This is a genomic window from Enterococcus sp. ZQ21, from assembly GCF_030053755.1.
In the GTDB taxonomy this organism is placed as follows: Bacteria; Bacillota; Bacilli; order Lactobacillales; family Enterococcaceae; genus Enterococcus_B; species Enterococcus_B lactis.
In genome coordinates this window covers 2,047,501-2,065,187 of the sequence record NZ_CP125658.1, presented here as the reverse complement: position 1 = coordinate 2,065,187, position 17,687 = coordinate 2,047,501, and the positions used below count along the sequence as shown (strand labels likewise).

General features: G+C 37.9%; 17 protein-coding genes, 1 rRNA gene, 1 other RNA gene and 1 pseudogene (1 of these 20 running past the window's edge). 15 read left to right on the top strand and 5 right to left on the bottom strand.

All coding sequences use genetic code 11. The features are described from left to right. Nucleotides 1-27 precede the first annotated feature (27 nt). The gene (locus tag QK255_RS10050) at nucleotides 28-366 is read left to right on the top strand and encodes a zinc ribbon domain-containing protein YjdM (protein ID WP_002291014.1); all 339 of its coding nucleotides are present in this window, start codon (nucleotides 28-30) and stop codon (nucleotides 364-366) included. Nucleotides 367-444: 78 nt separating this feature from the next. Beyond that, nucleotides 445-1,152 carry a zinc metallopeptidase gene (locus tag QK255_RS10045; RefSeq protein ID WP_002287139.1) on the top strand — a complete coding sequence of 236 codons (708 nt, stop codon included), beginning with the start codon at nucleotides 445-447 and terminating at the stop codon, nucleotides 1,150-1,152. A gap of 157 nt (nucleotides 1,153-1,309) precedes the next feature. On the opposite strand, the pseudogene QK255_RS10040 reads toward QK255_RS10045, so the two are convergent. Beyond that, nucleotides 1,310-2,798: pseudogene (locus QK255_RS10040) on the bottom strand (helix-turn-helix domain-containing protein). 319 nt (nucleotides 2,799-3,117) lie between these two features. On the opposite strand from QK255_RS10040, the gene QK255_RS10035 reads away from it, so the two are divergent. The 3 genes from QK255_RS10035 (at nucleotide 3,118) to QK255_RS10025 (ending at nucleotide 5,513) form a co-directional block, all read left to right on the top strand. Next, nucleotides 3,118-3,654, top strand: a complete 537-nt coding sequence (locus tag QK255_RS10035) for a TetR/AcrR family transcriptional regulator (protein WP_024635808.1) — start codon at nucleotides 3,118-3,120, stop codon at nucleotides 3,652-3,654. Between the two features lie 77 nt (nucleotides 3,655-3,731). After that, on the top strand, nucleotides 3,732-5,102 hold the full coding sequence (locus QK255_RS10030) for an RsmF rRNA methyltransferase first C-terminal domain-containing protein (protein WP_002335488.1): 1,371 nt from the start codon (nucleotides 3,732-3,734) through the stop codon (nucleotides 5,100-5,102). Nucleotides 5,103-5,177: 75 nt separating this feature from the next. Next, on the top strand, nucleotides 5,178-5,513 hold the full coding sequence (locus tag QK255_RS10025) for a hypothetical protein (protein ID WP_002291007.1): 336 nt from the start codon (nucleotides 5,178-5,180) through the stop codon (nucleotides 5,511-5,513). Between the two features lie 80 nt (nucleotides 5,514-5,593). Here QK255_RS10025 and QK255_RS10020 read toward each other — a convergent pair whose 3' ends face one another. Beyond that, nucleotides 5,594-6,451: a helix-turn-helix domain-containing protein gene (locus QK255_RS10020; protein ID WP_002291005.1), complete on the bottom strand. Its 858-nt coding sequence runs from the start codon at nucleotides 6,449-6,451 to the stop codon at nucleotides 5,594-5,596. A 106-nt stretch (nucleotides 6,452-6,557) separates the two neighbouring features. Between QK255_RS10020 and tadA the strand changes: the two genes are divergently transcribed. The 6 genes from tadA to QK255_RS09990 all read left to right on the top strand — a co-directional run bounded on the left by tadA (nucleotide 6,558) and on the right by QK255_RS09990 (nucleotide 10,933). Then, the gene (tadA, locus tag QK255_RS10015) at nucleotides 6,558-7,055 is read left to right on the top strand and encodes a tRNA adenosine(34) deaminase TadA (protein WP_002291003.1); all 498 of its coding nucleotides are present in this window, start codon (nucleotides 6,558-6,560) and stop codon (nucleotides 7,053-7,055) included. Between the two features lie 39 nt (nucleotides 7,056-7,094). Beyond that, nucleotides 7,095-7,181: signal recognition particle sRNA small type (ffs, locus tag QK255_RS10010), an RNA gene on the top strand. 219 nt (nucleotides 7,182-7,400) lie between these two features. Continuing rightward, complete coding sequence (locus QK255_RS10005) at nucleotides 7,401-8,786, top strand: bifunctional metallophosphatase/5'-nucleotidase (RefSeq protein WP_002291001.1); 1,386 nt, start codon at nucleotides 7,401-7,403, stop codon at nucleotides 8,784-8,786. Between the two features lie 36 nt (nucleotides 8,787-8,822). Continuing rightward, nucleotides 8,823-9,500 (top strand): YutD family protein, encoded by a 678-nt coding sequence (locus tag QK255_RS10000; RefSeq protein WP_002335489.1) that lies wholly within the window; start codon nucleotides 8,823-8,825, stop codon nucleotides 9,498-9,500. A gap of 7 nt (nucleotides 9,501-9,507) precedes the next feature. Continuing rightward, nucleotides 9,508-10,272 (top strand): TIGR01457 family HAD-type hydrolase, encoded by a 765-nt coding sequence (locus QK255_RS09995; protein ID WP_002290999.1) that lies wholly within the window; start codon nucleotides 9,508-9,510, stop codon nucleotides 10,270-10,272. Nucleotide 10,273: 1 nt separating this feature from the next. Further along, the gene (locus tag QK255_RS09990) at nucleotides 10,274-10,933 is read left to right on the top strand and encodes a TIGR01906 family membrane protein (RefSeq protein ID WP_002310190.1); all 660 of its coding nucleotides are present in this window, start codon (nucleotides 10,274-10,276) and stop codon (nucleotides 10,931-10,933) included. Nucleotides 10,934-10,959: 26 nt separating this feature from the next. Here QK255_RS09990 and QK255_RS09985 read toward each other — a convergent pair whose 3' ends face one another. Continuing rightward, complete coding sequence (locus QK255_RS09985) at nucleotides 10,960-11,469, bottom strand: phosphatidylglycerophosphatase A family protein (protein WP_002290997.1); 510 nt, start codon at nucleotides 11,467-11,469, stop codon at nucleotides 10,960-10,962. A 110-nt stretch (nucleotides 11,470-11,579) separates the two neighbouring features. Then, nucleotides 11,580-12,578: an NAD(P)/FAD-dependent oxidoreductase gene (locus QK255_RS09980; protein ID WP_002290995.1), complete on the bottom strand. Its 999-nt coding sequence runs from the start codon at nucleotides 12,576-12,578 to the stop codon at nucleotides 11,580-11,582. Nucleotides 12,579-12,788: 210 nt separating this feature from the next. Here QK255_RS09980 and QK255_RS09975 point away from each other — a divergent pair, with 210 nt between their 5' ends. Continuing rightward, nucleotides 12,789-13,373, top strand: coding sequence for a peptidylprolyl isomerase (locus tag QK255_RS09975; RefSeq protein WP_002290993.1), 585 nt, complete (start codon nucleotides 12,789-12,791; stop codon nucleotides 13,371-13,373). 75 nt (nucleotides 13,374-13,448) lie between these two features. On the opposite strand, the gene QK255_RS09970 is transcribed toward QK255_RS09975, so the two are convergent. Then, entirely contained in the window at nucleotides 13,449-14,642 is a 1,194-nt protein-coding gene (locus QK255_RS09970; protein ID WP_185953550.1) for a MalY/PatB family protein, read from the bottom strand. 63 nt (nucleotides 14,643-14,705) lie between these two features. Between QK255_RS09970 and QK255_RS09965 the strand changes: the two genes are divergently transcribed. The 3 genes from QK255_RS09965 to QK255_RS09955 form a co-directional block, all read left to right on the top strand. Further along, complete coding sequence (locus tag QK255_RS09965; RefSeq protein WP_283341540.1) at nucleotides 14,706-15,086, top strand: CvfD/Ygs/GSP13 family RNA-binding post-transcriptional regulator; 381 nt, start codon at nucleotides 14,706-14,708, stop codon at nucleotides 15,084-15,086. Between the two features lie 75 nt (nucleotides 15,087-15,161). Further along, nucleotides 15,162-15,524, top strand: a complete 363-nt coding sequence (locus tag QK255_RS09960; RefSeq protein WP_002310196.1) for a hypothetical protein — start codon at nucleotides 15,162-15,164, stop codon at nucleotides 15,522-15,524. Between the two features lie 700 nt (nucleotides 15,525-16,224). Next, a 16S ribosomal RNA gene (locus QK255_RS09955) occupies nucleotides 16,225-17,687 on the top strand; it runs 98 nt beyond the window's last position.

Genomic DNA, 17,687 nt, shown 5'->3' with positions numbered 1-17,687 from the left:
CACTAAAGATTTTAAAGGAGAAAGAAGATGACATTACCAAATTGCCCAGAATGCGGCTCAGAGTACACATATGAAGATCGAGGTCTGTTGATTTGCCCAGAATGCGGGAACGAATGGAGCAAAGAAGAACAAAAAACTGTCATAGAAGACGGATTAGTGGTATTAGATGCAAATGGAAACCGTCTGTCAGAAGGCGATAGCGTGACAGTGATCAAAGATTTGAAAGTAAAAGGTGCATCAGGTGCCATTAAACAAGGAACGAAAGTCAAAAACATCCGCTTAGTAGAAGGCGACCATAATATCGATTGTAAAGTAGAAGGATTTGGACCGATGAAACTGAAATCGGAATTTGTGAAAAAGAATTAAAGAATATTCAAGGTCTTTTCACATTCTTTTCTTGCTACTAATGATAAAATAAAGGAAACAAAAAGGAGTGAAACGACAATGTATGGTTATGGAATGTATGGTTTTTTAGATCCGACATTTCTTTTGGTCATTCTTGGATTAGTCATTTCCGGAATTGCGTCTGCTTATGTCAATAGTACTTTCCGCAAATATGATCAAGTGAGAAGCAAAAACAACGTGACTGGTACACAAGCAGCACAATATATATTGCAAAGCCAACAAATAAATAATGTTGGCGTTCAACAAATTGCCGGAGATCTCACAGATAACTACAATTCAGGTAATAAGATGCTGAGCCTGTCTCAAGCGACTGCGCAATCTACTTCAGTTGCTGCGATAGGTGTAGCAGCTCATGAATGCGGACATGCGGTGCAAGATGCTTCGGGGTATGTTCCATTGAAGATCCGTGCGGCACTTGTTCCCGCAGCTAACTTTGGTTCGATGATTTCGTTCCCATTGATTATGGTAGGTGTATTGCTTAGTTGGAACTCTACGTTGATCAATATCGGGATTTTTGCTTTTTCTTTAGCGTTACTCTTCCAATTGGTGACATTACCAGTTGAATTCAACGCATCTCGTCGAGCAATCCAAATTTTGAGTGAAGGCGGACTGCTGACGGAAGAAGAAGTACCGATGGCAAGACACGTATTGTTTGCAGCGGCATTAACTTACGTTGCAGCGGCGCTTTCGACATTCTTGCAACTACTGCGTCTGATTTTATTGTTTGGCGGTAACCGAAGAGATTAACATAAAGAGGCTGGGACAGAAGCGTTTAACTCCAAGAAATAAGAAGGAATTCACGAAAATTGCTTTTCAAATTTTTGTGAATTTCAGCTTATTTCCGAAGGAGTTGCTTCTGCTTCCGCCGTTTATACGTGTTTAGAGCGTGAGACAAAAGTGTTCTTTACTTTTGTCCCACGCTCTTTGTTTTATTCTCATATCTTTTTTTCATATACAGTTCTTGAATCGCTTTTATCAACTCACCGAATAATACTGTATCGTGGTTTGTATCTAGATAGAAAGTTTCCGTTTCAGCTGATATTTTCTCATGCTGATCTGTAATAATCAAATCAGCATGTTCAGGACATTCGATAATCTTGATTGCTTCATTGCGAAATAGTTTCTGTAAATGACTTTGCAGATGGTAATTCCCTGTGAATGGTTTGGTTATCTGCAAGTGGATGAGTAACTGTTCTTTCATTTCTGTTTGTAATAAGTGTTGGATCAATTGACTAAGGTATTGACTTAATTGAACTTTTTTTCTAGAGTTTGAAAAAATTGTGTCGATTTTTTCTCTTAATTTTTTTTCCTGTATAAAAGAAGCTGTTTGATTGGAGGTAGTTTCTGGAAAGCAGAGTGTAGAAAAGCTACTGCTAGATTCACCTAACAGTTCCAAAAGAATAACTGCTAGTACGAGAAAATAAAAATAGATCGGTTTTTTGTCTTCCAAATGATTGATAGGAAACTGTTGAGTTAAGTAAGTCATCAATTGATCGACTTGTTGGCAAATAAGGTTTTTGCTTGTGGAAAATAAGAAACCAATCACCTGTTTTTGTTGGAATGAAATTTGATTTGGAAAAAAACAATAGAAAAAATAATTGAAGTAGGCTCTTTCCGTTTCTACCTCTTCACAGGGATAAATCGCTGAAAAAGAAGTAAAGCATTCTGAATAATCATGTGTACGCTGCAACAAATCCATTAATTCAGTAATTTCAGGAGAAATTTTCGAAAAACGTGCCTGTTGTCTGTTACGACATATGAATAAAGCAAGTAATAAATAGATGTTTTTTTCTTGTTTTGGATTTTTTTCTCTGTGCTCATCCTTACTTTTCTTTTTTAGTGTATTTAATTCAAGAGAGGAAAACGGCCAATCGTCTCCTTCGAATGTATCTGAAAGAAAAAAATAAAGATAAAGGCGGATAGATAATTCGTTTCCTTCAAGAACACAGCAGTTTTGTACAGATACGATCCTTAAATGGAATTTATTTAATGAATGATTGAGCTGTTTTGTCAGCTTTTCGAGATAGGAGGGCGATATATAAAGTTGTTCAAGTAAATACTTTTTTGGTACAGCAGATTGTGGATAATTGATCAGCAACATTAAATAATTAAAACGATTGGATTCTTGTAGGTAGCGTAATCTTAACTTATAAAAAACAGCTAGCTTTTTAGGCTGATCGGTTTCTTTGGTGTAGATCTCTCCTTTATGGTTAGAATAAATAAATTCCTCCATCAATAAAAATTGCTTGAGCGAAAAATTTACTTTCCGAATCAACTCTTTGATTGTTCGTTTTGGAATATGCAATTCATTGGCTAATTCCTGTAAAGAACAATTTTTTTTGAATGACCCTGTGCAGAACAAGCAACTCTTTTTTTCTTGCTTCAATTAACATAATAGCCTCCTTTTATTCTGTTTTTGTATATAGTTAGACAAAAACTGTGAGTGGAAAGTCATTTCAGTGTGTGTTATTCTCACAGAGTACCGCCTTTTGTTTGTATATATTGTTATTTAAATCTTGTTATCACCATGTTTATTCTATTGTTTATTTCATAGGATGTTTTGTCAAGGCTTTCTTGTATAAGAAGTAAATATACTTGATTTTTAATGGATATATCTAAAGTGATTATGAAGGTTATCAGTGATTATTTCGCTATTTTTTTAATTTTGTATGTTATTTATTAGAGGGTAGTTGAAGAGGGAAGGAGGTAAGAATAATGGGGAGAGTAACGAATTATAGTAAAGAATACTTGCTGTTCAAAAGTATGGTATATGTGGAAGAATATGGAATGAAATCAATTACTGCAAGAGATCTGGCGGATTTCTGCGGGTGCTCTACATATCCGATTTATACACATTTCAAATCGATCAGCGGGTTAAAGGAGAAAATATTAGAAGAAATCACTGTTTGCTTTGAACGATACTTAGCTGAATGCAATTCCAATGATGTTCTAAGCACAGTCTACTTGCTGAAAGATTTTTTTTCTATCCATGAAAGTATCCGTGGAATCATTGCAAAATCTGAATTAGACATGAATTCGCTATTTAAACGGCCATTTTTCTCATACATCAAAAGCCACACGAAAGTCAAAGAAGAAAAGTTGCTTGAATTGCTTTGGCTTAATGCATTGGGAAGTTTAAGCTCAGATAATTTTTCTCAAGATTTTTTTGAAACGATGAACGCTGTTTGGGATAAAAACGAGGTGACGGATGAATACTTGGAAAGTATCTTAAAGGACCAGTTATCTTAGGAAGCAACATGAAAAAGTAGATCAGCCACCTTTATTTTTCGTAAAAAAGATTGTAAAATGTCTAACGAAACATTTGAATGAAGGAGGAAGCTACAACGTTACCACAGCAATTTATCAAAAAATACCGTCTTCTTTTAGGCGAAGAATCAACTGAATTTTTTTGCGCACTTGAGCAAGGAAGCGCAAAAAAAGGATTTCGGTGGAATCCACTAAAACCGGCAGGATTGGCTATGGTTCAAACTTACCATAGCGAAGAATTGCAACCCGCTCCCTACAGCAATGAGGGATTTCTTGGCACTGTGAATGGAAAGTCTTTCCTCCATCAAGCTGGGTACGAATATAGCCAAGAACCAAGTGCAATGATTGTTGGAACAGCTGCTGCAGCAAAACCCGGAGAAAAAGTATTGGATTTGTGTGCGGCTCCCGGCGGTAAATCGACCCAATTAGCTGCTCAAATGAGAGGCAAAGGGTTATTAGTGTCAAATGAGATATTTCCGAAACGCGCGAAAATCCTATCAGAAAATATAGAACGATGGGGAGTTTCGAACGCAATAGTGACAAATCATGCACCTGCAGAGCTTGTTCCTCATTTTTCCGGTTTTTTTGATCGGATCGTGGTTGATGCGCCTTGTTCAGGGGAAGGGATGTTCAGAAAAGACCCGAATGCAGTAAAAGAGTGGACAGAAGAATCTCCGCTACACTGTCAAAAACGTCAGCAAGAGATTTTGTCTTCAGCAATAAAGATGCTAAAACATGAAGGGCAGCTGATCTACTCTACTTGTACGTTTGCACCAGAAGAAAATGAAGAGATTATTAGCTGGCTTGTAGAAAATTATCCAGTAACAATTGAAGAAATCCCTTTGTCTCAAACCGTTAGTTCAGGACGTCCTGAATGGGGAAGCGTAGATGGTTTGGACAAAACAGTACGTATATGGCCTCATGAAAATCAAGGAGAAGGGCATTTTGTCGCAAAGTTGACTTTTCATGGACAAAACCCGACGTGTAAAGAAAAGAAAGTACGTAAGAAACGGAAAGAACAATTGACAAAAGAACAGGAAAAACTTTGGACGGAATTTTCAATGGATTTCCATTATGAAATCACTGGGAGACTTTTAGTGTTCAACGATCATCTTTGGGAAGTTCCTGAGTTGCTCCCTTCTCTTGATGGTTTGAAAGTCATGCGTACAGGTTTGCATTTAGGAGATTTCAAAAAGAATCGATTTGAACCTAGCTATGCCTTAGCACTTGCTATGAAAAAGACAGAAAACATCCCTTGTTTGTCGATCACTCAAAAGGAATGGCAATCTTACACAGCAGGAGAAACATTTCAACGTGATGGGGATCAAGGATGGGTTTTATTAGTATTGGATAAGATACCTGTCGGTTTTGGTAAACAAGTAAAAGGAACAGTAAAGAACTTTTTTCCTAAAGGATTAAGATTTCGCTGATTTCGATGAGTGGATTAGTTCGTTTATTTTTTTGTCTATGCTATGATTGAAGTAGATAAAAAGGAGCTGATACTTATGAAAACATCAACAAAAGTAACAATTGGATTAAGCGTAGCAGCCGCTGCCAGTGTAGCGACAGCAGTCGTCGTATCGGGAAAAGTAATGGAAAAGATCCATCATATGACTACTCGGACAAAAGTAAAAAAATTCGTCCATGACAAATTCGATGGAAATGAAAAATTGATGGAAATCGTAGATGATCTGTCAGATAGTGACTTGGATTCTTTGATGGGGATGTTAGCAAAAATAAAATCAGGAAAAAAGAAAATCTCTGTTTACGGTGATTCCATCAAAGACTCAACCGAAGACGTAAAAGATCGCCTTATGCATTTTGTTGAAAAAATGATGTAAGAGAAACTAGCTTTTGAACACTATTCATTCGAAATAAGGGGTTGTGACAAAATTTTTGTCATAACCCCTTTAACTTATCTTTAATCATGTTCATGAATCAATAAAAGGTAGCAAAACAGTAAATCATTGGCTTTTTTTAGTTTGAAACCTGATTGTTCTTGAAATTTTTCGATTCGATATTTTAGCGTATTCCGATGAAGAAACAATGTTTTTGCAGCAGAGCTGACATTACCTAATTCATTCCATAATTCTTGAATAATCTCTTCCATTTCATTTTGTTTGATCAGTTCTATGTAACTTTTGATCAACGCACTATCTTTCATGACATCTTTTGTATAGTAATGTAAAGCAACATCTTGCATAGAAAAAGTACGGCTGTGAGTATAGAGATTGTTTTGCTCTGTTAAAAAAATTCTTCTTTCTTCAGCAAACAAAGGGACAAGGTCGCTACCTGGTGAATGAAAAGAACCAACGAATACAGACGTTGTCGTATCAAAATCAGCATCTAAAGATAGAAAAATACCATTGATCTCAGCAGCATCAAGATAATCACAATTTTTTTGTTCGATCAAGAGAGCATCAGTATCTGTATAAAAGAAGAAATCAGCAGAATAGCGAAATAATTCCAAAATAGTATCTTGCCATTCTTTTTTTAAGAATTCTCCTTTCGATTCGACGTGAAGCTGGATCAAGCGAAAGCTTTTTTCTTGGATGCAAGAAGCATCTTTAAAAAGATAGTGATACCATGGATGTTTTTTTTGATCGCTGACTATAGGGAATAACGCTTTCAAAAGACTAGTTTCTTGTTGGGATAGTGAATCGCTTTTGATCCAAATAAAAGCATCATCAACTGCAAAAGAAAGGATATCAGCTTCTGACGCTGGACAGCTTTTTTTCTGTGCTTGTGGGTAAAGAGCAAGTAATTTATTCATTTTCATCTTGTTCACCTCTTGTATTTATTTTACCATAGAAAAAAAAGTTAGTTACAGCCTTTTTGTCATATGCTAAAGTAAAACAAGAAAAAACAAAGGCAGGGAAGGATAATTGGTTAATACAAATCTTGATGCAGTAGATAAAGAAAAATGGATGCGCCTTGCATTGGCAGAAGCAAAAAAAGCAGAAGTGCTCCATGAGGTTCCGATTGGAGCAGTGGTTGTATTAGAGGGAGAAGTAATTGGAAAAGGATATAACCTTAGAGAAACGACACAAGATGCTACTACACATGCAGAAATGCTTGCAATCAAGGAAGCCTGTGAAAAAGTTGGAAGTTGGCGCTTAGAAAATGCGTCTCTTTTTGTTACCTTGGAACCTTGTCCTATGTGCAGTGGCGCGATGATTTTGTCTCGTGTAGCAGAAGTTTATTTCGGTGCATATGACCCGAAAGGCGGAACAGCCGGCACTTTGATGAATCTTTTGGAAGACGAACGATTCAACCATCAAGCGTATGTAGAAGGTGGCATTTTAGAAGACGAATGCGGGATGATTTTGACTGACTTTTTTCGAAAGCTACGTCAGCGAAAAAAGAAATTAAAAAAAGACTAGTCAACGAATGAAAAATAAGGTATACTATTCTTTGCCGAAAGGCTAGGACAATGGTGGGCTTGTGAAGCGTGTCAGGTCTGGAAGGAAGCAGCACTAAGCAGGTTCCGCCATGTGTCTGATTATAATGAAACGACGACAGACTTTCGGGTCTGTTTTTTTTTTATTTCTAGAAATAATTAGGCTATAAAACTGAATGGTTTTTCGTTCTTTTAGCCAGACTATTTTATCGAATATTATACTTATGTAATTTGCTTTTAGGCAGGAAAAGCTCTGAAATGGAGCTTGTTTCAATGGAAGAAAAAGCTGCCTGTGGTATGATGAAGATAAAGAGAGGCGAGAGGACACATGGAAAAAATAGTGATTTTACATACGAATGATCTGCATTCACATTTAGAAAATTGGCCAAGGATCAGAAGATTCTTAGATCAGCGTAAACGAGAAAACGAAAAGAAAGAAAATACAACAACGATTACAGTCGATCTAGGTGATTTTGTGGATCGTTGGCATCCATTATCAGAGGCAACGAATGGACAGGCGAATATCTTGCTGATGAATGAAGTTGGTTATGATGCAGCGACGATAGGAAACAATGAAGGCGTAGGAAATTCCAAAGAAGATCTAAATCATTTATATGATCATGCTGAGTTTGATATCATCCTTGATAACTTGTTCGATAAAAATACGTTGCAGCCACCGATATGGACGAAACCGTATAAAATCATTACAACGAAACACCAGACAAAAATTGGCTTGATTGCATTTACTGCCCCGTTCCCGCTTACGTATAATCCAAATGGCTGGGACATACGCAATCCATATGATATTTTGCCGGAATTAGTCGAAGATTTACGTCCACAAGTGGATGTTTTAGTTTTGATGAGTCATCTCGGGATTCAAGATGATTTACAAATTGCAAAAGAAATACCAGCAATTGATGTTATTTTAGGTTCGCACACCCATCATTTATTCAGAGAAGGTCATGTAGTCAACGATGTCCAAATAGCAGCAGCTGGCAAATACGGTCAGTATGTGGGAGAAGTCCATTTAACCATCGATGAAGAAAAAAAAATCCTTAAGCATTCGGCCAAAGCCATCCCTACAGAAACAATGACAGCTTTTACAGAAGATGAACAAGAGGTAAACGGTTACTTAGAACAGGGGCATGAGCTGCTAAAAGAAAAAGAAGTAGCGGATTTGCCGTTTTCTTTAAGCCTAGATATCTTCAGTGAGCATTCGTTTATCCAAGTAGCCCTTGAGGCGGTGAAAGAACGAGGAAAGACGGACGCCGCAATATTAAACAGTGGTCTGTTTTTAACTGAAATTCCAAAAGGACGTGTCAATCAAGATCAGCTTCACACGGCATTGCCGCATCCAATGCACTTGCTGAATGTCACATTGGGTGGAAATGATCTGATTCGTTTAGTTTTAGAAATAGAAAAAAATCGTCTTTTTTTACGTAACTATCCGATGAAGGGAATGGGATTTCGCGGCAAGATTTTTGGACAGATGGTCTATAATGGAATCACGTATGATTCTGTTAACCACCAAGTCTTTTGGAAGAACAAGCCAGTCGATCCGACTAAAAATTATACTTTTACTACCGTCGATCATCTAATGTTTGTCCCATTTTTTCCAACGATCGAAATTGTTGGAAAAAATGAATTTTTGTTTCCTGAATTTATCCGAAGCGTGGTAGGAGATTACTTGAAAGCTCACTACCCAATCAAATAAAAACAAGGTATAATAAAAAAGATAGGTGGTGAACGCATGTCTGCAAAACAAAATGAACAGCAGAACGTTGAGCATAAAACAGAAATTGCTAAGAAAAAATCATCAGCTGAACAGGAAAAAACAGTCACAGAAGAATTGACAGCTGCTTTGGAAGAAATCGTCGAGGAGCCGAAAGCAGAAAAAGTCAAAGGTGAATTAGTGACGCTGTTAGATGACAGTAATTTTTTGGTAGGCGAAAGACATTATCGGCTTGTGTCCGATTATCGTGAAGGATTTAATGCAGAAAAACTGGGAGAACGATACAGTGATGTATTAGCCCGATATGATTATATCGTAGGAGATTGGGGTTATGAACAACTACGTTTAAAAGGATTCTTCCGAGCGGATAATCGACGGGCGCATCCGGATCAGCGAATTGATTCATTGGAAGACTATCTTTACGAATATTGCAATTTTGGTTGTGCGTATTTTGTCATCGAAAGAATCGGCGGTAAAAAAGAAAAGACAACTCAGCGCCGAAAAAAGAAAAAAAACCATAATCGTGCGTATATCGATGAGAAAAAAGGACCAGTCACATCGAATCGCAAAAAACCGGTTATTAAAAACCGAAAAACAGAGTCAGCAAAAACCTCTGAAAAAGTAAAAAAACAGGAACAATCTAAACAAGTGGAAAAAACAAAAACAGCATTTACGATAAGAAAAAAGGAAGAGTAGTGGATGAATGGATTATAAAGGATATTTAATTGATTTAGACGGGACGATTTATCGCGGGACGGAACCTATACCGGCAGGAAAACGGTTTGTGGAAGAATTACAAAAAAGGAAATTGCCTTTCTTATTTGTTACGAATAACACGACTAAGTCGCCAGAAACAGTGGCTAATCGTCTAGCAGATGAGTTTGACATTCATGTAGCACCAGAAACAGTTTATACAGCTACTTTGGCTACAATTGATTTCATGAAAACAGATGGAAAAGGAAAAAAAGTGTATGTTATCGGAGAAGCCGGATTGATTGACTTGATTTTAGCTGCCGGATTTACATGGGAAGAAGAGGTTCCTGACTATGTTGTAGTAGGGCTAGATAATTATTTGACCTATGAAAAGGTCGTCAAAGCAACTCTTGCTATTCAAAAAGGGGCTACTTTCATTGGAACGAATCCGGATAAGAATATACCTACCGAACGAGGTCTTCTTCCTGGAGCTGGGTCAGTCATCTCTTTCGTCGAGACAGCAACCCAAACTCCACCAATTTATATCGGAAAACCAGAAGCAATCATTATGGATAAAGCCGTTGAAGTATTAGGTCTGCAAAAAGAAGAAGTAATCATGGTTGGAGATAACTATGAAACAGATATCCAAGCAGGGATACGTAATAATATCGATACTTTGCTCGTTTTATCAGGTTTCACAAAAGAAGAAGATGTACCTGGGCTGCCTATCCCAGCTACCTATGTGAAACGATCATTGGATGAATGGAGCTTCTAATATGAAAAATTCGAGATGGCGGTGGTTGGAATATGCCGGATTATTCAGCCTGTTTCTGACGCTGATCAGTTTGGCAGTTGGTGTGACGATCAATTTTCGACCGCTGTATGTATTTGATATCGGACATTTGCATATTTTGGATTATACTTCTTTAGACCAAGAGACATTACTGAAAAATTTTGATCACCTGATGAATTATCTTAATAATCCCTTCCAAACAGTCCTCAGTTTGCCGGACTTTCCAGTTTCTGCTAGCGGAGCTCATCATTTTTATGAAGTGAAAATTTTGTTTTTAGTGGATTATGCTGTATTTTTCATCACTCTGATCCCAAGTATTTTGTTTATCAGATATTTGCAAAAGAATGATCGTCTTTGGCGATTGATTCGTCCGTTTCAGATTGGCATGTTGCTGCCAGTTATTTTCGGTTTTTTCATGATGATTGGATTTGATCGCTTTTTTATCCTTTTTCATGAAACGTTTTTCAACAACGATGACTGGTTATTCGATCCTGTAACTGATCCAATCATCAATGTACTTCCAGAAGAATTTTTCATGCATAGCTTTATCTTGTTCTTTGTAGTATTAGAAGTATTTTTTGCTATTTTTCTTTTCTTAGGGAAAAATAGTTTGAAACAAACAAAAAAGAAAGAACTCGTCTAAATAGACGTTTTCTTTCTTTTTTTGATTTATTGAGTAAGTCGACTTCTTTTTTCTGGTTCTTTGTGTGCTAATCGACTGGCAGCAGCAGCGGCGATTGCTCCGACGATATCATCTAAGAAGGTATGGACATGAACGCCATCGTGGCTGTTTAGTTCTTTTAAAATACCAGGTTTCACTTTATCGATATAGCCATAGTTCGTAAAGCCAATCGTACCGTAAACATTCACGATTGATAAAGCTAAGATCTCATCGATACCGTAAAGACCTTCGTCATCTTCGATAATGTGTTGCAACGGATCCATCAATCTTTTCTTTTCTGCTAATATATCTAATTGGATTCCGGTGATAATGGCGTTATGTACTTCACGTTTTGTTAATACGCTGTTGACACTTTCAGTACAATCTGCCAAAGTCAAATCAGAAATATAGTCTTTTTGTAAAAACATGACAAGTTGTGCGATATCTTCTACAGTTACGCCACGTTCCTTCAATAGTTCTCTTGCTTTTTCTTCTAAAGTCTCAGTTTTGACGACCATATTATTGCTCCCCCTTTATTTTTCTTTCTCTATTTCATGTTAACGGAACATGAAAAAAATGCAAGAAACTGCTTTCGGATCTCGCTTGAAATGCAGAGGAATCTAAAAAATCAACTAGGACGAAGATTTTTATCATATAAGCTTGTGCTGTGACCAGGCTGAGTCCGTTCTTTTGGATTAATGTAGTGTAATGCATTGTTCACTGCGGTAGGTGCTTCACCGAGCCCAGTAGCAATCAGTTTCACTTTTCCTTCATAGGTACAGATATCACCAGCTGCATAAACACCTGGAATAGAAGTAGACATATCTGATTTTACAGTGATGGCATTTCTGGTACTATCAAGTCCCCAAGAAGAGAGATGTTCTAAATTAGAAGTGAATCCATAATTGACGATCAGAGCATCAATCATCAAATCAATTGTTTCATCGCTCTTCACTTTTTTTAAGCGGATATCTGACAGTTCTCCATCGTTTCCAGACAATCCATCGATTAGATATGGAGTAAGCAAGTTGACAGATGAAGACTTCAAACGTGATACGCTATGTTCATGCGCACGGAATTCCGGACGACGATGGATCAGGTAAACTTCGCTTGCAATAGGCTCCAACATCAATGCCCAATCGATAGCAGAATCACCGCCTCCAGCAATAGCAACTTTTTTTCCGGCATATTTCATCAAATCATTTACGAAATAATCCAATCCGTGGTTTTCGAATGTTTCAGCATTATCTAAATTCAATTTTCTTGGCTGGAATGAACCATTTCCTAAAGCTAAAATGACTGCTTTAGAATAATGTATGCCTTTATTTGTAGTGATCTCGATAACTTCGTCTTCACGAGTAAGCGAGAGAACTTCTTCTTTTAAATGAAATGTATGGTTAAAAGTAGTTAACTGTTTTTCTAATTGATCGATTAATTCACTTGCTTTGATTGCTGGATAACCTGGGATATCGTAAATATATTTTTCAGGATATAATGTTGCTAATTGACCACCAAGTTGAGGTAGACTGTCAATGATTTTTGTTTTAGCTTGGCGCATTCCTGCATAAAAAGCGGCAAACATCCCCACAGGACCTGCACCGATAATTGTAATGTCATAGATTTCCATAAAAAATTCCTCCCTTTTCACACTATAGCAGAATTTAATTGAGAATGCTTCTCAAAAACATTTGAAGTTGAAATGGCCAGTCATAGAATTTATTCATGGAATGCAGGCAGTGATGAAAAAATAAAGAAAAACAAATCTAGTATTTTTACGGAAGGTTAGGTATTATGTTATTATTATTTATGAAGTATGCAAATAATAGGAGGAAACAATATGGGATTCCCACAACTAGATTTAAAAAGTGAAAAAGGACCAAAAGCTGTTATCAAAACAAACCGTGGTGATATTACTGTTCAATTATTCCCTGAACTAGCACCGAAGACGGTTCAAAATTTCATTGAACTTTCCAAAAAAGGTTATTATGATGGCGTGATTTTTCACCGTGTTATTCCTGATTTCATGATTCAAGGCGGCGATCCAACTGGAACAGGAATGGGTGGAGAAAGTATTTATGGAGAAAGTTTTGAAGATGAATTCAGTCGTGAACTGTTCAACCTTCGCGGAGCTTTATCTATGGCAAATTCAGGTCCAAACACAAACGGAAGCCAATTCTTTATTGTAAATAACACAAATGTGCCAGCTAATATGCTTGGACAATTAGAAGGTGCTGGATTCCCATCAGAAATCATTGAAGCGTATAAAGGTGGCGGAACCCCTTGGTTAGATTTCCGACATACAGTCTTTGGACATGTACTGGAAGGAATGGATACAGTAGATGAAATTGCAAATGTGCAACGTGGTCCACAAGACCGCCCTGTACATGATGTAGTGATAGAAACAATTGAAATTTCAGAATAGTTTGGTATGATACGGAGTAATTATAGAAAAGGACGAAACCTAGTAAGGTCTCGTCCTTTTACTTTGATAACTGATTTATTCGATTGTTTCTAAAGCGTGCTTGATTCGATGGAGTCCTTCTAGTAAAGTTTCTTCTGGACAAGCAATATTCAAGCGCATATGTCCATGACCGGAAGGCCCAAATGTGATACCAGGATTTAATGCGACTTTTCCTTTTCTCACTAGAGTGTTCTCTAATTTCTGGTCGTCTGAAATATAAGCGGTAAAATCCAACCACATTAAATAAGTTCCTTCAGGGTTCATTATTCTCACTTTCGGAAGATGCTGTTCAAAAAACTGATTAACTGTTTGAACATTTTTTTCTAGATAAGGAATCAGTTGACTTAACCATTCTCCACCGGTCTCATAAGCCGCTTGAGTCCCAATCAAACCAAAAGTGTTGATTTCGTGCTGTTGATTCATCACTAGATGTTTTTCAAATTTATCTTTCAGCTCTGGATTTTTGATAAATACCATTGAATTTTTGATTGCAGCTAAATTGAAAGTCTTTGTTGCAGAAGTAAAGGCAATGAGCAAATCGTCCAAATCGGGATTAATCGTCAGCATGGAAGTAAATGTATGATCGAATAAAGTCAAATCTTGATGGATTTCGTCACTAAACAGAAACACTCGATGTTTTAAACACAATTCGCTTAACTGTTTCAATTCTTCTTTGTTCCAAACGCGACCTCCTGGATTGTGAGGATTGCACAAGATCATTGCTTTTACATTGTTTTCTTCTATTTTTTTCTCCATGTCAGAAAAGTCCATGACAAAATGATTATTTTTTTCTAGCAAAGAGCTTCGAACAATGTGACGTTGATTTGTTTCTATAATAGAAGAAAATGGAGGATAAACTGGGTCGTGAATCAAAATAGAATCACCTGGTTTTGTAAAAGTTTGTACTGCTGCAGCTAAACTAGTTAACACACCACTTGTAAAAACAATATTTTCTTTCGTCAACTCAACAGCATGGCGTTGACGTTCCCAATGAATGATAGCCTGATAGAGTTTATCAGACAGAGTGGCATAACCAAAGATTCCGTGTTTGATGTATTCACTAAACGCATTAGCTACCCCCTCGGGAGATAAGAAATCCATATCTGCTACCCACAAAGGAAGTAAATCATCCATTTGATATGTCTCGGCAATCGCGTCCCATTTTACACTTTCTGTATCTTTTCTTGAAATCTTTTTATCAAATTCGATCATCTCAATACCTCCAGTCATTTTCGTCGCTTCTTTTTTTGAGCTATTTACAGTATAATGATAAATGCGAAGAGAGGGAAGTAGATGACTTATAAAATTGGACAAATAATTGAAGGAAAAGTAACAGGGATACAGCCTTATGGGGCATTCGTCTCTCTTGATAATGAGACGCAAGGACTTATTCATGTTTCGGAAGTACAATCCGGTTATACGAAAAATATCCATTCATTGTTAAAAGTCGGGCAGCCAGTAACCGTTCAGATCATCGACATTGATGAATATTCCAAAAAAATCAGTTTATCTTTAAGAACATTAGAAAAAACAAATCCAGCTGTTCCTTATCATAGAAAAAGATATTTCACGAATAAAAATCGTAAAATCGGTTTTGCTACTATTGCGGAGCAGTTACCTATTTGGATAGAAGAAGCGTTATCTGAATTAGAACGGAAAGAAAATAAGAAATAAAAAGTGTGTATTTTTTCTGAAAATGTGCTAGAATTTTTATGTAAGCCATAGAACAAGGTGATCGAGGTGGAAATTTTGGCAAGCAAAAGAGTTGCTGGTACAATTATGTTGCATTTGGAGGATGGTTCTAAAAAATTTTTGGTCCATTCAATTGATGACAAGTTGGAATTTGCGTTAGCGGAACTTTCTGAAGGGAAGACTGGTTTAGCGAATATACTTAATTTCTTAAAAGAAATAGTTCATATCGATGTTAGCAAGATTAGTTTGATGGAATTGACAAATACACATATTAATCAGGAAAATGTTCCGTTGTTTGTCTTTGAGACTGAACAAAAGAATCAAAGAGAAGAATTAGGCGAAGGATATATTTGGGAAGAACCAGGTCAAATGCGCTCTGTTCTTGGAACTTACGAAGTAGAGGGAGTGCCTTTCTTCTAAAATACAGATTAAGCGAACAAAGAAGTTTGAATTTTTTTCAAACTTCTTTTTTTATTGTTTAATCCAGAAAAGACATTGAAATGTTCTGCTATAGATAATTTTTTAGTGCATTTTGTTTTCAAAATATGTAGAAAACGTTTGTATAACGAATAATAATAATTGATCGAAAAATCATTTCACAAAGTAATGCTTAATTTATAGTTGACCGAGGAAGAAATACATGATAAATTTAACAGCGTTGATTCTGGAAGCGGACGTTATATCACGTTTCTGAAAAAAACTTAAAAAATAGTTATTGACATGTTGATAATGACATGATAAGATAACTGAGTCGTTAAAAAAGAACAACTTGCGAAGCTTTATTCTATCGAAAAAAACTTCAAAAAAGTTCTTGACAAATAACAAACGATGAGTTACGATAAATGAGTTGCTGAAAGATTTTGAAAAACGAAATCAAAAAAACTTTTAAAAAAGAGTTGACAATCACTTGTCACTCTGATATGATATAAAAGTTGCTACGGCAGCCAAAAACAAATCGGAAAAACACTTCCGATGAAGTAGACCTTTGAAAACTGAACAAAGTAAGACAAACCAAATGTGTAGGGCGTCTTGATTCAATTCAAGACAACAAACATTTTTAACAAGCAAGCAATATGCTAGCAAACAAATTGAGCTTAACAATCGCAAGATTGTTCGAACTTTTTATGAGAGTTTGATCCTGGCTCAGGACGAACGCTGGCGGCGTGCCTAATACATGCAAGTCGTACGCTTCTTTTTCCACCGGAGCTTGCTCCACCGGAAAAAGAAGAGTGGCGAACGGGTGAGTAACACGTGGGTAACCTGCCCATCAGAAGGGGATAACACTTGGAAACAGGTGCTAATACCGTATAACAATCGAAACCGCATGGTTTTGATTTGAAAGGCGCTTTCGGGTGTCGCTGATGGATGGACCCGCGGTGCATTAGCTAGTTGGTGAGGTAACGGCTCACCAAGGCCACGATGCATAGCCGACCTGAGAGGGTGATCGGCCACATTGGGACTGAGACACGGCCCAAACTCCTACGGGAGGCAGCAGTAGGGAATCTTCGGCAATGGACGAAAGTCTGACCGAGCAACGCCGCGTGAGTGAAGAAGGTTTTCGGATCGTAAAACTCTGTTGTTAGAGAAGAACAAGGATGAGAGTAACTGTTCATCCCTTGACGGTATCTAACCAGAAAGCCACGGCTAACTACGTGCCAGCAGCCGCGGTAATACGTAGGTGGCAAGCGTTGTCCGGATTTATTGGGCGTAAAGCGAGCGCAGGCGGTTTCTTAAGTCTGATGTGAAAGCCCCCGGCTCAACCGGGGAGGGTCATTGGAAACTGGGAGACTTGAGTGCAGAAGAGGAGAGTGGAATTCCATGTGTAGCGGTGAAATGCGTAGATATATGGAGGAACACCAGTGGCGAAGGCGGCTCTCTGGTCTGTAACTGACGCTGAGGCTCGAAAGCGTGGGGAGCAAACAGGATTAGATACCCTGGTAGTCCACGCCGTAAACGATGAGTGCTAAGTGTTGGAGGGTTTCCGCCCTTCAGTGCTGCAGCTAACGCATTAAGCACTCCGCCTGGGGAGTACGACCGCAAGGTTGAAACTCAAAGGAATTGACGGGGGCCCGCACAAGCGGTGGAGCATGTGGTTTAATTCGAAGCAACGCGAAGAACCTTACCAGGTCTTGACATCCTTTGACCACTCTAGAGATAGAGCTTCCCCTTCGGGGGCAAAGTGACAGGTGGTGCATGGTTGTCGTCAGCTCGTGTCGTGAGATGTTGGGTTAAGTCCCGCAACGAGCGCAACCCTTATTGTTAGTTGCCATCATTCAGTTGGGCACTCTAGCAAGACTGCCGGTGACAAACCGGAGGAAGGTGGGGATGACGTCAAATCATCATGCCCCTTATGACCTGGGCTACACACGTGCTACAATGGGAAGTACAACGAGTTGCGAAGTCGCGAGGCTAAGCTAATCTCTTAAAGCTTCTCTCAGTTCGGATTGCAGGCTGCAACTCGCCTGCATGAAGCCGGAATCGCTAGTAATCGCGGATCAGCACGCCGCGGTGAATACGTTCCCGGGCCTTGTACACACCGCCCGTCACACCACGAGAGTTTGTAACACCCGAAGTCGGTGAGGT

Coding starts and splice junctions, on each gene's coding strand:
- QK255_RS10050 (WP_002291014.1), top strand. CDS start 28: ATGACATTACCAAATTGCCCAGAATGCGGCTCAGAGTACACATATGAA.
- QK255_RS10045 (WP_002287139.1), top strand. CDS start 445: ATGTATGGTTATGGAATGTATGGTTTTTTAGATCCGACATTTCTTTTG.
- QK255_RS10030 (WP_002335488.1), top strand. CDS start 3,732: ATGAAGGAGGAAGCTACAACGTTACCACAGCAATTTATCAAAAAATAC.
- QK255_RS10025 (WP_002291007.1), top strand. CDS start 5,178: ATGAAAACATCAACAAAAGTAACAATTGGATTAAGCGTAGCAGCCGCT.
- QK255_RS10020 (WP_002291005.1), bottom strand. CDS start 6,451: ATGAAAATGAATAAATTACTTGCTCTTTACCCACAAGCACAGAAAAAA.
- QK255_RS10005 (WP_002291001.1), top strand. CDS start 7,401: ATGGAAAAAATAGTGATTTTACATACGAATGATCTGCATTCACATTTA.
- QK255_RS10000 (WP_002335489.1), top strand. CDS start 8,823: ATGTCTGCAAAACAAAATGAACAGCAGAACGTTGAGCATAAAACAGAA.
- QK255_RS09995 (WP_002290999.1), top strand. CDS start 9,508: ATGGATTATAAAGGATATTTAATTGATTTAGACGGGACGATTTATCGC.
- QK255_RS09990 (WP_002310190.1), top strand. CDS start 10,274: ATGAAAAATTCGAGATGGCGGTGGTTGGAATATGCCGGATTATTCAGC.
- QK255_RS09985 (WP_002290997.1), bottom strand. CDS start 11,469: ATGGTCGTCAAAACTGAGACTTTAGAAGAAAAAGCAAGAGAACTATTG.
- QK255_RS09980 (WP_002290995.1), bottom strand. CDS start 12,578: ATGGAAATCTATGACATTACAATTATCGGTGCAGGTCCTGTGGGGATG.
- QK255_RS09975 (WP_002290993.1), top strand. CDS start 12,789: ATGGGATTCCCACAACTAGATTTAAAAAGTGAAAAAGGACCAAAAGCT.
- QK255_RS09970 (WP_185953550.1), bottom strand. CDS start 14,642: ATGACTGGAGGTATTGAGATGATCGAATTTGATAAAAAGATTTCAAGA.
- QK255_RS09965 (WP_283341540.1), top strand. CDS start 14,706: ATGACTTATAAAATTGGACAAATAATTGAAGGAAAAGTAACAGGGATA.